This is a genomic window from Pseudomonas sp. SK (assembly GCF_012975065.1).
GTDB classification, from domain to species: domain Bacteria; phylum Pseudomonadota; class Gammaproteobacteria; order Pseudomonadales; family Pseudomonadaceae; genus Aquipseudomonas; species Aquipseudomonas anuradhapurensis.
The window spans coordinates 4,920,833-4,932,455 of sequence record NZ_CP051857.1; the positions used below are offsets into that span (position 1 = coordinate 4,920,833).

Sequence of the window (11,623 nt, forward strand, 5' to 3'; positions counted from 1 at the left end):
GTTCACCTTATTCAAACCTGCGCGATCCATTTGCGGTGCGTGTGGATCGACATCAGAACGCCAAACGCTGACAGCAGCGTCACCAACGAAGTTCCGCCATAGCTGATGAAGGGCAGCGGCACGCCCACCACGGGCAGAAGGCCGCTGACCATCCCGATATTGACGAATACATAGACAAAGAAGGTCATGGTCAGGCTGCCGGCCAGCAGCTTGCCGAACAAGGTCTGCGCCTGGGCGGTAATCACCAGGCCACGGCCGATCAGCAGCAGATAGACGATCAGCAACAGGCAGATGCCGACCAGGCCGAATTCCTCGCCGAGCACGGCAATGATGAAGTCGGTGTGGCTTTCCGGCAGGAAGTCCAGGTGCGACTGCGTCCCGAGCAGCCAGCCCTTGCCGAATACCCCGCCCGAGCCGATCGCCGCCTTGGACTGGATGATGTTCCAGCCGGTGCCCAACGGGTCGCTTTCCGGATCGAGGAAGGTCAGTACCCGCTGTTTCTGGTAGTCGTGCATGACGAAGAACCACATCGCCACCGCCACCGGCACTGCCGCCGCCAGCACGCTGAGGATCCAGCGCCAGCGCAGCCCGCCCATGAACAGCACGAAGGCACCGGAGGCGAGGATCAGCAGCGCTGTACCCAGGTCGGGCTGGCGCACGATCAGGATGAACGGCACGCCAATCAGCACCAGGCTGATCGCCACGTGCTTGAGATGTGGCGGCAAGGTGCGCTTGGACAGGTACCAGGCGATGGTCGCCGGCATGATGATCTTCATGAACTCCGAGGGCTGGAAGCGAATCACCCCGGGAATGTTGATCCAGCGCGTGGCGCCCATGGCGTTGTGGCCCATCACGTCGACCACCACCAGCAGCATCACCCCGACCAGGTAGGCCAACGGCACCCAGCGCGCCATGAAGCGGGGCTCCAGCTGGGCGATGATGAACATCGACGCAAGGCCGATGCCGAACGAGGTGGCCTGCTTGAGCAACAGGTCCCAGTTCTTGCCACTGGCCGAGTACAGCACGAACAGGCTGCCAGCCGCGAGGGTCAGCAGAATGACCAGCAAAGGGCCGTCGACGTGGATGCGCTGCAGAAAACTGGCGCGCCGACGCATCACATCCTCGCTGGAGAGCATGCGATCGAAATTGTTCATCACAGGGCTGATTCCTGGGTAACGGTGGCGGGCGCGAACTCGGGCTTGAGCCGGCCGTTTTCGTCGAGCAGCCAGGCGTCCATCACCTGGCGTACCACCGGCGCGGCAACACCCGAGCCCGACTCACCGTTCTCGACCATCACCGATACCACGATCTTCGGGTCGTCGGCCGGGGCGAAGGCGACGAACAGGGCGTGGTCGCGGTGGCGCTCCTGGAGTTTGTTGCGGTCGTACTTCTCGCCCTGCTTGATCGCCACCACCTGGGCGGTACCGCTCTTGCCGGCGATGCGGTACTGCGCGCCGATGGCCGCCTTGCGTGCGGTACCACGGGCGTTGTGCATCACCTGCTCCATGCCATGGGTGACCTTGGCCCAGTCGGACTTGTCACGCAGCACGATGTTGTCCATGGGGTTGTCGTCCACCGGCGGCTGGCCCTCGATGGTCTTGGCCAGGTGCGGGCGGTTCCATACGCCCTTGTTGGCGATCAGCGCGGTGGCCTGGGCCAGCTGCAGCGGCGTGGCCTGCATGTAGCCCTGGCCGATACCGAGGATCAGGGTTTCGCCGGGGAACCAGGCCTGGCGACGGGTAGCACGTTTCCATTCCCGCGACGGCATCAGCCCGGCGGACTCTTCGAACATGTCCAGGGAAACCCGCTGGCCGATACCGAACTTGTTCATGTAGCTGGACAGCCGGTCGATGCCCATCTTGTGCGCCAGGTCGTAGAAGTAGGTGTCGTTGGAACGCATGATCGCGGTGTCCAGGTCGACCCAGCCATCGCCGGTGCGGTTCCAGTTGCGGTACTTGTGGTCGTAGTTGGGCAGTTGGTAGTAACCCGGGTCGAACACCCGGCTGCCGGCATTGACCACACCACTGTCCAGGCCGGCGATGGCCACGGCCGGCTTGATGGTCGAACCCGGCGGGTACAGGCCGCGCAGCACGCGGTTGAACAATGGCCGGTCGATCGAGTCGCGCAGTTCGGCATAGGCCTTGAAACCGATGCCGGTGACGAACAGGTTGGGGTCGAAGCTGGGCTGGCTGACCATTGCCAGCACCTCGCCGGTACGCGGGTCGAGTGCCACCACGGCGCCGCGCCGACCACCCAGGGCGGCCTCGGCGGCTTCCTGCAACTTGATGTCCAGGCTCAGCACGATGTCCTTGCCCGGTTTCGGGTCGGTACGCTTGAGCACGCGCAGCACCCGGCCGCGAGCGTTGGTCTCGACTTCCTCGTAGCCCACCTGGCCGTGCAGGGCGTCTTCGTAGAACCGTTCGATGCCGGTCTTGCCAATGTGGTGGGTGCCGCTGTAGTTCACCGGATCGAGCGTTTTCAGCTCCTTCTCGTTGATCCGCCCCACATACCCCACCGAATGCGCGAAATGCGCACCCTGCGGGTAATGGCGCACCAGCTGGGCCACCACTTCCACACCCGGCAGGCGGAACTGGTTCACTGCCACGCGGGCAATCTGCTCTTCGTTGAGCTCGAACAGGATCGGCACTGGCTCGAACGGCCGGCGTCCCTGGCGCATGCGCTTCTCGAACAGGGCGCGGTCATCGGGCGTCAATTCCAGCACTTCGACGATGGTATCCAGCACTTCCTGCCAGTTACCCGCACGTTCACGGGTCATCGACAGGCTGAAGCTGGGCCGGTTGTCGGCAACGATCACCCCGTTACGGTCGAAGATCAACCCGCGGGTCGGCGGGATCGGCTGCACATGCACCCGGTTGTTCTCCGACAGCGTCGAGTGGTAGTCGTACTGGATGATCTGCAGGTAGTACAGCCGCGCGATCAGCACGCAGACCAGCAGCACGACCGCCACTGCGCCCACCACGACGCGGTTGCGCACCAGGCGGGCGTCTTTCTCATGGTCCTTGAGACGGATCGGCTGCGACATCGGGCTGCTTACAGGCTCATTTGTGGTAAGGATGCCCGGACAGCACGGTCCAGGCGCGGTAGATCTGCTCGCCGATGAGTATCCTTACCAACGGGTGCGGCAGGGTCAACGGCGACAGCGACCAGCGTTGTTCGGCACGCGCACAGACCTCCGGCGCCAGGCCTTCCGGGCCGCCCACCATCAAATTCACCGTGCGCGCATCCAGGCGCCAGCGGTCCAGCTCGGTCGCCAGTTGCTCGGTACTCCAGGGCTTGCCATGGACCTCGAGGGTGACGATGCGCTCCCCGGGCTGAACCTTGCTCAGCATGGCCTCGCCCTCCTGACGAATCAGGCGGGCGACATCGGCATTCTTGCCACGGGTATTCAGCGGGATTTCCACCAGCTCCAGCGACAGCTCGGCGGGCAGGCGCTTGGCATATTCATGCCAGCCTTCCTCGACCCACTTCGGCATGCGCGAGCCGACCGCGATCAGGCGCAGACGCACAGCGCTTTCCTTATTCCCGGTCCTTGAGCTTTTCGGAATACTCGTGGGCCTGGTCCGGGCTGTGGTGCTTGCCATCGGCGGCACGGCTCTGCTCGGCACCCTGCCACAGGCGCTCCAGGTCGTAGAACTGGCGGGCGGCGGCGGTCATCATGTGCACGATGACGTCGTTCAGGTCCAGCAGTACCCAGTCGCTGTCGCCCTTGCCTTCTTCACCCAGTGGCTGGGCGCCCTTGGCCTTGACCGCTTCGCGGACCTTTTCCAGCATCGCGTTGATCTGGCGGTTGGAGGTACCGGTGGCAATGATCATGTAATCGGTCAGGCTGTGCTTGTCGCGCACGTCGATGACCTGGATGTCCTGGGCCTTGACGTCTTCCAGCGCTGCCTTGGTCAGGGCGACCAGTTCTTCGCCGTGGATTTTCTGCTTGGTCATATAAAACTCGTTCAACTCGTTGGATGAGGTGCCAGGGGCACCGTCAGTTAGGCGCACGATACAGTTCGTGCGCCTCGATGTAGGCCAGTACGGCGTCCGGCACCAGGAACCTCACCGACTTGCCGCTGGCCAGCAGCTGTCGGATCTGTGTAGCCGACACCGCAAGCGGCGTCTGCCAGACGAACGAAATGTTTCCCGCCGGGCCGGACATGGCGGTGGGATCGCTCTCCGAGCGCGCAGCCAGCAGGTTGCGCAGCTCGTCAGGGGGTTCTACGTCGGCATCCGGGCGTTGCAGCACCAGGATGTGACAGTGTTGCAGCAATTCTTCCCAGCGGTGCCAACCGGGCAGGCCGCAGAAGGCATCCCAGCCCAGCACCAGGAACAGCTGGTCGTTGGCCGCCAGTTCGGCGCGGATCGACTCCAGCGTATCGATGGTGTACGACGGCTTGTCGCGTGCCAGCTCACGGGCATCCACGCTCAGGCAGGGCACGCCCTGCACGGCGCTCTGCACCATGGCCAGGCGGTCCTTGGCGGCCACCTGCGGGGTGTCGCGGTGCGGCGGCCGGGCATTGGGCAACAGGCGCAGCTCGTCCAGCCCCATGAACTCGGCCACTTCCAGCGCGCTGCGCAGGTGGCCGATGTGCACGGGGTCGAAGGTGCCGCCTAGAATGCCGATGCGCCGGACTGCCTGGGCCTTGCTCAACTCAGCAGGACTCCTGGCCGCGCAGCTGGCCATCGCCGATCACCACGTACTTCTCGCAGGTCAGGCCTTCCAGGCCGACCGGGCCGCGGGCATGCAGCTTGTCGGTGGAGATGCCGATCTCGGCACCCAGGCCGTACTCGAAGCCGTCGGCAAAGCAGGTCGGGGTATTGAGCATGACCGACGCCGAGTCGACTTCGGCCATGAACTGACGCGCCTCACCCTGGTGTTCGGTGATGATCGAGTCGGTGTGGTGCGAGCCATAGTGGTTGATGTGCTCGATGGCCTGGTCCAGGCCGTCGAGCACACGGACCGACAGGATCGCATCCAGGTATTCGGTGTGCCAGTCGGCCTCGGTGGCCGGCTTGACCTCGATGATGGCCCGGGTGCGCTCGCAGCCACGCAGCTCTACGCCCTTCTCCTGGAAACGACGGGCCATCTCTGGCAGGAAGCGCTCGGCCACCTGCTGGTCGACCAGCAGCGTTTCCATGGCGCCACAGATACCGTAGCGATAGGTCTTGGCGTTGAATGCCACACGCCAGGCCTTGTCCAGGTCGGCGTGCCGGCTGACATAGATGTGGCAGATACCGTCCAGGTGCTTGATTACCGGCACCCGGGCATCGCGGCTGATGCGCTCGATCAGGCCACGGCCACCGCGCGGCACGATGACGTCGACGAATTCCGGCATGCTGATCAGCGCACCCACGGCCTCGCGGTCGGTGGTTTCCACCACCTGCACCACGGCCGCCGGCAGGCCGGCTGCAGCCAGGCCACGCTGGATGCAGGTGGCGATCGCGCGGTTGGAATGAATGGCTTCGGAGCCGCCACGCAGGATGGTCGCGTTACCCGACTTCAGGCACAGGCTGGCAGCATCGATGGTCACGTTCGGACGCGACTCGTAGATGATCCCGATCACCCCCAGCGGCGTGCGCATCTTGCCCACCTGGATACCCGATGGGCGGTAGCTCATGTCGCGGATGGCACCGACCGGGTCTGGCAGGCTGGCCACCTGGCGCAGCCCGGTGATCATGCCGTCGATACGCGCCGGGGTCAGCGCCAGACGATCGAGCAAGGCCGGCTCCAGGCCGTTGGCGCGGCCGGCGGCGAGGTCTCGCTCGTTGGCGGCGGTCAGCTCGGCACGGGCAGCATCCAGCGCGTCGGCGGCAGCTTGCAGGGCGCGGTTCTTCTGCGCGGTGCTGGCACGGCCGATCACCCGGGAAGCCTCACGGGCAGCGCGACCCAGGCGGGTCATATAGTCAAGAACGGACTCAGTCATGGGTTCGGTGTCTTGGCGAAGGGGAAATCGGCTGATTATAACTGCCGCGCAGGTGTACGCCCAGCGGTGGGTGGCGGATGGTCGAAAATGGCTGGGCTCGACCCGCTTCTTGTGGCACCCGTGAGATCGCGCGCCGCCCGCCCCAAGGCGAACCCCTTCGGCTCAACCAACACCGAAACATGCAGATACCAATCAATCACCCCACCGGTTCAGCCTCGATTAAGTCATTCATTGCTATCATCCCCGCCTTCCCAACCGCGAACTGCCCCGCATGCCAGCACTGCCCGACAGCTTCTTCGACCGCGACGCCCAGACCCTGGCCAAGGCCCTGCTGGGCAAGGTCATCCGTCACCGCCACGGCGACCTGTGGCTGGCCGCACGGATCATCGAGACCGAGGCCTACTACCTCAGCGACAAAGGCAGCCACGCCTCGCTCGGCTACACCGAAAAGCGCAAGGCGCTGTTTCTCGATGGCGGGCACATCTACATGTACTACGCGCGTGGCGGCGACTCGCTGAACTTCAGCGCCCACGGGCCGGGCAACGCGGTGCTGATCAAGTCCGCCTATCCTTGGCAGGACGCCGTCTCGGGGCCGAACAGCCTGGCGCAGATGCAACTGAACAACCCCGACGCCAGCGGCAACCTGCGCCCGGCCGAGCGCCTGTGCGCCGGGCAGACGCTGCTGTGCCGCGCCCTCGGCCTGAAGGTGCCACACTGGGACGCCCAGCGCTTCGACCCCGAGCGCCTGTACGTCGAGGATTGCCGCAACGCCGTGCCGCGGATCATCCAGACGGCCCGCCTGGGCATCCCGCACGGCCGCGACGAGCACCTGCCCTACCGCTTCGTCGATGCCGAATACGCCCGTTTCTGCACGCGGAACCCGTTGCGTCGAGGCCAAGTCGAAGGCCGCGACTTCTTCATTCTCGAACAAGGAAGCTGAACCATGGGCCAATGGCTCGACAGCCTGACCGGCTGGCTCAGCGCCAACCCACAGTGGCTTGGCCTGGCAATTTTCCTGGTGGCCTGCATCGAATGCCTGGCCATTGCCGGCATCATCGTACCGGGCACCGTGCTGCTGTTCGCGGTCGCGGTGCTGGCCGGCAGTGGTACCTTCAGCCTGGGCGAAACGCTGCTGCTGGGCTTTCTCGGTGGCCTGCTGGGTGACGCCGTGTCCTATGCCGTGGGCAAGTACTTCCATCAGAACATCCGCCGCCTGCCGTTGCTGCGTCACCACCCGGAATGGATCGGCAGCGCCGAAGCCTATTTCCAGCGCTACGGCATTGCCAGCCTGCTGGTCGGGCGCTTCATCGGGCCGCTGCGGCCCATGTTGCCGATGGTCGCCGGCATGTTCGACATGCCGCTGCCACGCTTCATCGCCGTCAGCCTGGTGGCCGGCGCGGGCTGGTCGGTGGCCTACCTGCTGCCCGGCTGGGCCACAGGTGCCGCCATGCGCCTGCCGCTGCCGGAAGGCTTCTGGCTGGATGCCGGTATCATCGCCGGCACCCTGGCCGTCATCATCGGGCTCAGCCTGAACACCAGCATCCGTGATCAACGCCACGGCACCCGGCTGATCGCCGGCATGAGCCTGGCGGCCCTGGCCGGGGTGTTCCTGGGCTGGCCCTACCTGCACGAATTCGACCAGGGTGTGATGACATTGGTGCAGGAGCACCGTAGCCAGGCCATCGATGGCGCCGTGGTCGTGGTGACCCGGCTGGGTGATTTCCGCACCCAACTGTTCCTGGGCGGCCTGCTGACCGGCCTGCTGCTGCTAGCCCGGCAATGGCGTCATGCCCTGTTCGCCGCGAGCGCGCTGATGGGCACGGCGCTTGCCAATGGCACCCTGAAATGGCTGTTCGCCCGGGCCCGGCCGGAGGTGCTCAGCGACCCGTTGACCAGCTACAGCATGCCCAGCGGGCACAGCTCGGCGTCGTTCGCGTTCTTTCTGGTCATGGCCGTGCTGGCCGGGCGCGGGCAGCCGCCACGGATGCGCCTGACCTGGGTCATGCTGGGCTGCATTCCGGCGCTGGCGATAGCCCTGTCGCGGGTTTACCTGGGGGCGCACTGGCCGACCGACATCCTCGCCGGGGCCCTGTTGGCGTGCTGTGTATGTGCGCTGAGCCTGGCATTGGTACAGCGGCGGCAGACCTTGCCGGCCTTGCCGCTGCGGGCGTGGTGGCTGATAGTGCCGGCCTGCATCGCGTTGCTGGCGTTCTTTGCCATGCATGCGTTGCCGCAGGCGTTGTTGCGCTATCAGTACTGATTGCGGCCCTGTAGGAGCGGCCTTGTGTCGCTAAAGGGCTGCGAAGCAGCCCCGGCAATTTATGGCTGTGTGAAGTCCTGGGGCTGCTTCGCAGCCCTTTCGCGACACAAAGCCCCTCCTGCAAGGGCCAGCAGCAGGGCCAGGCAGTCAGGCAAACAGCTCGCCCTGAATCCGCTCCAGCAGCTTCTGGATCTCGCCCAGGCGCTGCTGCGGTGAGTCGAGGGCCAGCAGGTCCAGCTTGTCCTCCTCCATGAACGGCAACAGGTACGCCAACTGGTTCGCCAGCGCCTGCCGTCCGTCCACCGGGCGCGGCATGTCCAGGGCTTCGACCATCGGGTGCTCGCCCAGCGCCACCAGCAACGCCAGCAGGTCATCGTCGGCCTCGAGCAACGGGCTGTCCGCCTGCTCCGGCAACCATTGCACCTGCCCCATCAACAACTGGTCCTTCTGCACCTCGGTGCTTGCCAGGTTGAAGCGCCGCACACCTTCGACGCGAATGCCCAACAAACCGTTATCCTGCTGCACGAAGTCGCGGATCACCGCCTCGCAGCCGATCGAGGCCACTACCGGCGGCGCCTTGCCGACCTGTTCGCCTTCGAGGATGCACACCACGCCAAAACCTTCGCCCTGCTTCATGCAGCGCCCGATCATGTCCAGGTAGCGCGCCTCGAAAATCTGCAGATCGAGAAAGCAGCCAGGAAACAGCACGGTATTGAGCGGAAACAGCGGTAACGTCATTACAAGTCCTCAAGCCACCAGGCTGACCGCCAGCGGCAGGAACACCGCCGTGGCCACGCCCATCAGGCTCATTGCCAGCGCGGCAAAGGCGCCGCATTCGTCACTTTCCTGCAGGGCCACCGAAGTACCTACCGCGTGCGCGGTCACCCCCAACGCCATGCCGCGTGCCTCGGGGCTGTGCACGCCAAAGCGGCTCAGCAGCGCCGGGCCGAAGATCGCCCCGATCACGCCGGTAATCAACACAAACACCGCCGCCAGGGCCGCCACCCCGCCAATCTGCTCGGCCACCAGCATGGCAATTGGCGAGGTCACCGATTTTGGCGCCATGGTCATCAGGATCATGTGTTCCGCACCGAACCACCAGCCCAGTACCAGGCAGAACAGCGTGGCAAACAGGCCTCCGATTACCAGCGTAGTAAAGATGGGCCAGAACAGCTGGCGGATACGCCGCAGGTTCAGGTACAGCGGCACGGCCAGGGCCACGGTGGCAGGCCCCAGCAGAATGTTCATGATCTCCGTGCTCTTGCGGTATTCGCGGTAGTCGATGCCGAACAGCAGCAGCACGCCGATCACCAGCAGCATCGACACCAGCACCGGCTGCAGGAAGATCCAGCGGGTCTTCTCGTAGGCGGCCAGCACTACCTGGTAGGCACCGAGGGTAATGCCGATACCGAACAAGGGATGGTGCACCACCGCGTCCAGCGCGCCTTGCCAGTCAAGCATCATGGCTGCTCCTCTCGTCGGCCCTGGCGCTGGATGAGCTTTTGCATCAGCACGCCGACAAACGCCAGGGTCACCAGGCAGGAAATCAGCAACGCCCCGACGATGGCCCAGAAGTCGGCGGCAATGTCCCTGGCATACACCATCACCCCTACTGCCGGCGGCACCAGCAACAGCGGCAGGTAGCGCAGCAGGCTGCTGGCCGCCTCGTTCAGCGGCTTGCCAACCTCGCCACGGGCCATGAGAAAACACAGCAGCAGCAACAGGCCGATGATCGGCCCCGGCAGAAACGGCACCAACAAGTGGTTGATCGCCGTACCCAGCAACTGGAACAGCACCAGCCAGGTCAGACCACGCAACAGCATAAGCATCTCCCTCGTGCACGGCTGTCATTATAAGCATATGGCCGTCATATACCGATATTCGCCGAAATACCTGCAACTTGACTGAAACGGTTCGCCGTGCTGATCTTGCACATTCGTACCAACTGACAATTTGGAGAGCCCGCGATGCCCTATGTACCGGTTACAGAGCTTTCGCAGTACGTTGGTAAGGAACTGGGCCGTTCGGCCTGGCTGAAGATCGACCAGCAGCGCATCGACCTGTTCGCCGAAGCCACGGGTGATTTCCAGTTCATCCATGTGGACCCGGTCAAGGCGGCGCAGACTCCGTTTGGCTGCACCATTGCCCACGGCTTCCTGACCTTGTCGCTGATCCCCAAGTTGATCGAGGACATCCTGGTCCTGCCGCAAGGGCTGAAAATGGTGGTGAACTATGGGCTGGACAGCGTGCGCTTCATCCAGCCGGTCAAGGTCGATAGCCAGGTGCGGCTGAAGGTAGAGCTGGCAGAGGTGTCGGAAAAGAAGCCAGGCCAGTGGCTGCTCAAGGCGATCGCCACCCTGGAGATCGAGGGCGAGGACAAGCCGGCCTACATAGCCGAGTCGCTCTCCCTGTGTTTTGTCTGATGGATTTCGGGGGCGCTGCTCGCCCCCTTGCCAAGCCGATCCACAAATCCCCCGCACTCGCGTAAACTGCCAGCCTTCGCGCAGCCTGGGGCTGCCCCTGTCGATTTACCAAAGGTGCCCGCCATGCCCTGGCTGCAAGTACGCCTGGCCATCAGCCCGGAACAAGCCGAAACCTACGAAGACGCCCTGCTCGAAGTGGGCGCTGTCTCGGTCACGTTCATGGATGCCGAGGATCAACCGATCTTCGAGCCAGACCTCAACACCACCCCGCTGTGGTCGCACACCCACCTGCTGGCCCTGTTCGAGGCCGATGCCGAGCCCGAGCAGGTGTTCTCCCACCTGCGCCTGCTGACCGGTGCCGAGCTTCCCGAGCACCAGGCCGAGGTGATCGAGGACCAGGACTGGGAACGCAGCTGGATGGACAACTTCCAGCCGATGCGCTTCGGCCGCCGCCTGTGGATCGTGCCCAGCTGGCACGAAGCACCGGAAAAGGACGCGGTGAACCTGCTGCTCGACCCGGGCCTGGCGTTCGGCACCGGCACCCACCCGACCACCGCCCTGTGCCTGGAATGGCTCGACGGCCAGCAGCTCGAAGGCACCCAGGTGCTGGACTTCGGCTGCGGCTCGGGCATCCTGGCCATCGCCGCGCTGCTGCTGGGCGCCCGCGAGGCGGTGGGTACCGACATCGACGTGCAGGCCATCGAGGCTTCGCGCGACAACGCCCAGCGCAATGGCATCGCCGACGAAAAGCTGGCGCTGTACCTGCCCGAGCACATGCCGGCGATGCAGGCCGACGTGCTGGTTGCCAACATCCTTGCCGGCCCGCTGGTGTCGCTGGCGCCGCAACTGTCCGGCCTGGTCCGCCCCGGGGGCCTGCTGGCGCTGTCGGGCATCCTCGCCGAACAGGGTGAAGAAGTGGCCGCCGCCTACGCCGCCGACTTCGCACTGGACCCGATCGTCCTGCGTGACGGCTGGGTCCGCATCAGTGGTCGGCGCCGTTAAGCCGG

Annotated in this window: 13 protein-coding genes; 4 read left to right on the top strand and 9 right to left on the bottom strand. The window is 64.8% G+C overall.

Annotated elements, in window-relative coordinates; all coding sequences use genetic code 11:
* Positions 1-11 precede the first annotated feature (11 nt).
* Genes rodA through HG549_RS22520 form a run of 6 tightly spaced genes read right to left on the bottom strand, consistent with a single transcriptional unit; the run spans position 12 to position 5,933 of the window.
* Positions 12-1,115, bottom strand: coding sequence for a rod shape-determining protein RodA (gene rodA, locus HG549_RS22495; RefSeq protein WP_170034301.1), 1,104 nt, complete (start codon positions 1,113-1,115; stop codon positions 12-14).
* 38 nt (positions 1,116-1,153) lie between these two features.
* Entirely contained in the window at positions 1,154-3,043 is a 1,890-nt protein-coding gene (gene mrdA / locus HG549_RS22500; protein ID WP_170032884.1) for a penicillin-binding protein 2, read from the bottom strand.
* 16 nt (positions 3,044-3,059) lie between these two features.
* Entirely contained in the window at positions 3,060-3,527 is a 468-nt protein-coding gene (gene rlmH, locus HG549_RS22505) for a 23S rRNA (pseudouridine(1915)-N(3))-methyltransferase RlmH (protein ID WP_003249722.1), read from the bottom strand.
* A gap of 10 nt (positions 3,528-3,537) precedes the next feature.
* Positions 3,538-3,957, bottom strand: coding sequence for a ribosome silencing factor (gene rsfS / locus HG549_RS22510; RefSeq protein WP_170032886.1), 420 nt, complete (start codon positions 3,955-3,957; stop codon positions 3,538-3,540).
* A gap of 43 nt (positions 3,958-4,000) precedes the next feature.
* Positions 4,001-4,693, bottom strand: a complete 693-nt coding sequence (gene nadD / locus HG549_RS22515; RefSeq protein ID WP_170032888.1) for a nicotinate-nucleotide adenylyltransferase — start codon at positions 4,691-4,693, stop codon at positions 4,001-4,003.
* Positions 4,662-5,933, bottom strand: a complete 1,272-nt coding sequence (locus HG549_RS22520) for a glutamate-5-semialdehyde dehydrogenase (protein WP_170032890.1) — start codon at positions 5,931-5,933, stop codon at positions 4,662-4,664. Before HG549_RS22520 ends, nadD begins: the two co-directional genes overlap by 32 nt.
* A 271-nt stretch (positions 5,934-6,204) precedes the next feature.
* Here HG549_RS22520 and HG549_RS22525 point away from each other — a divergent pair, with 271 nt between their 5' ends.
* Both HG549_RS22525 and HG549_RS22530 read left to right on the top strand, forming a co-directional pair.
* A complete protein-coding gene (locus tag HG549_RS22525; protein WP_170032892.1) occupies positions 6,205-6,873 on the top strand; it encodes a DNA-3-methyladenine glycosylase in 669 nt (222 codons plus the stop codon).
* 3 nt (positions 6,874-6,876) lie between these two features.
* Entirely contained in the window at positions 6,877-8,193 is a 1,317-nt protein-coding gene (locus tag HG549_RS22530; protein WP_170032894.1) for a bifunctional DedA family/phosphatase PAP2 family protein, read from the top strand.
* A 147-nt stretch (positions 8,194-8,340) separates the two neighbouring features.
* Here the strand turns inward: HG549_RS22530 and HG549_RS22535 are convergent, their stop codons facing one another.
* Genes HG549_RS22535 through HG549_RS22545 form a run of 3 tightly spaced genes read right to left on the bottom strand, consistent with a single transcriptional unit; the run spans position 8,341 to position 10,016 of the window.
* Positions 8,341-8,931 carry an LON peptidase substrate-binding domain-containing protein gene (locus HG549_RS22535; protein ID WP_170032896.1) on the bottom strand — a complete coding sequence of 197 codons (591 nt, stop codon included), beginning with the start codon at positions 8,929-8,931 and terminating at the stop codon, positions 8,341-8,343.
* A 9-nt stretch (positions 8,932-8,940) separates the two neighbouring features.
* The gene (locus HG549_RS22540) at positions 8,941-9,657 is read right to left on the bottom strand and encodes an LrgB family protein (protein ID WP_170032898.1); all 717 of its coding nucleotides are present in this window, start codon (positions 9,655-9,657) and stop codon (positions 8,941-8,943) included.
* Positions 9,654-10,016, bottom strand: a complete 363-nt coding sequence (locus HG549_RS22545) for a CidA/LrgA family protein (RefSeq protein ID WP_170032900.1) — start codon at positions 10,014-10,016, stop codon at positions 9,654-9,656. Before HG549_RS22545 ends, HG549_RS22540 begins: the two co-directional genes overlap by 4 nt.
* A gap of 144 nt (positions 10,017-10,160) precedes the next feature.
* Between HG549_RS22545 and HG549_RS22550 the strand changes: the two genes are divergently transcribed.
* Both HG549_RS22550 and prmA read left to right on the top strand, forming a co-directional pair.
* Complete coding sequence (locus HG549_RS22550; RefSeq protein WP_170032902.1) at positions 10,161-10,616, top strand: MaoC family dehydratase; 456 nt, start codon at positions 10,161-10,163, stop codon at positions 10,614-10,616.
* A 123-nt stretch (positions 10,617-10,739) separates the two neighbouring features.
* A complete protein-coding gene (gene prmA / locus HG549_RS22555; RefSeq protein WP_170032904.1) occupies positions 10,740-11,618 on the top strand; it encodes a 50S ribosomal protein L11 methyltransferase in 879 nt (292 codons plus the stop codon).
* Positions 11,619-11,623: the final 5 nt, after the last annotated feature.

Excerpts from the sequence above, each read along its gene's own strand:
- rodA (WP_170034301.1), bottom strand. The coding sequence starts at position 1,115 with ATGCGTCGGCGCGCCAGTTTTCTGCAGCGCATCCACGTCGACGGCCCT.
- mrdA (WP_170032884.1), bottom strand. The coding sequence starts at position 3,043 with ATGTCGCAGCCGATCCGTCTCAAGGACCATGAGAAAGACGCCCGCCTG.
- rsfS (WP_170032886.1), bottom strand. The coding sequence starts at position 3,957 with ATGACCAAGCAGAAAATCCACGGCGAAGAACTGGTCGCCCTGACCAAG.
- nadD (WP_170032888.1), bottom strand. The coding sequence starts at position 4,693 with ATGGCCAGCTGCGCGGCCAGGAGTCCTGCTGAGTTGAGCAAGGCCCAG.
- HG549_RS22520 (WP_170032890.1), bottom strand. The coding sequence starts at position 5,933 with ATGACTGAGTCCGTTCTTGACTATATGACCCGCCTGGGTCGCGCTGCC.
- HG549_RS22525 (WP_170032892.1), top strand. The coding sequence starts at position 6,205 with ATGCCAGCACTGCCCGACAGCTTCTTCGACCGCGACGCCCAGACCCTG.
- HG549_RS22530 (WP_170032894.1), top strand. The coding sequence starts at position 6,877 with ATGGGCCAATGGCTCGACAGCCTGACCGGCTGGCTCAGCGCCAACCCA.
- HG549_RS22535 (WP_170032896.1), bottom strand. The coding sequence starts at position 8,931 with ATGACGTTACCGCTGTTTCCGCTCAATACCGTGCTGTTTCCTGGCTGC.
- HG549_RS22540 (WP_170032898.1), bottom strand. The coding sequence starts at position 9,657 with ATGATGCTTGACTGGCAAGGCGCGCTGGACGCGGTGGTGCACCATCCC.
- HG549_RS22545 (WP_170032900.1), bottom strand. The coding sequence starts at position 10,016 with ATGCTGTTGCGTGGTCTGACCTGGCTGGTGCTGTTCCAGTTGCTGGGT.
- HG549_RS22550 (WP_170032902.1), top strand. The coding sequence starts at position 10,161 with ATGCCCTATGTACCGGTTACAGAGCTTTCGCAGTACGTTGGTAAGGAA.
- prmA (WP_170032904.1), top strand. The coding sequence starts at position 10,740 with ATGCCCTGGCTGCAAGTACGCCTGGCCATCAGCCCGGAACAAGCCGAA.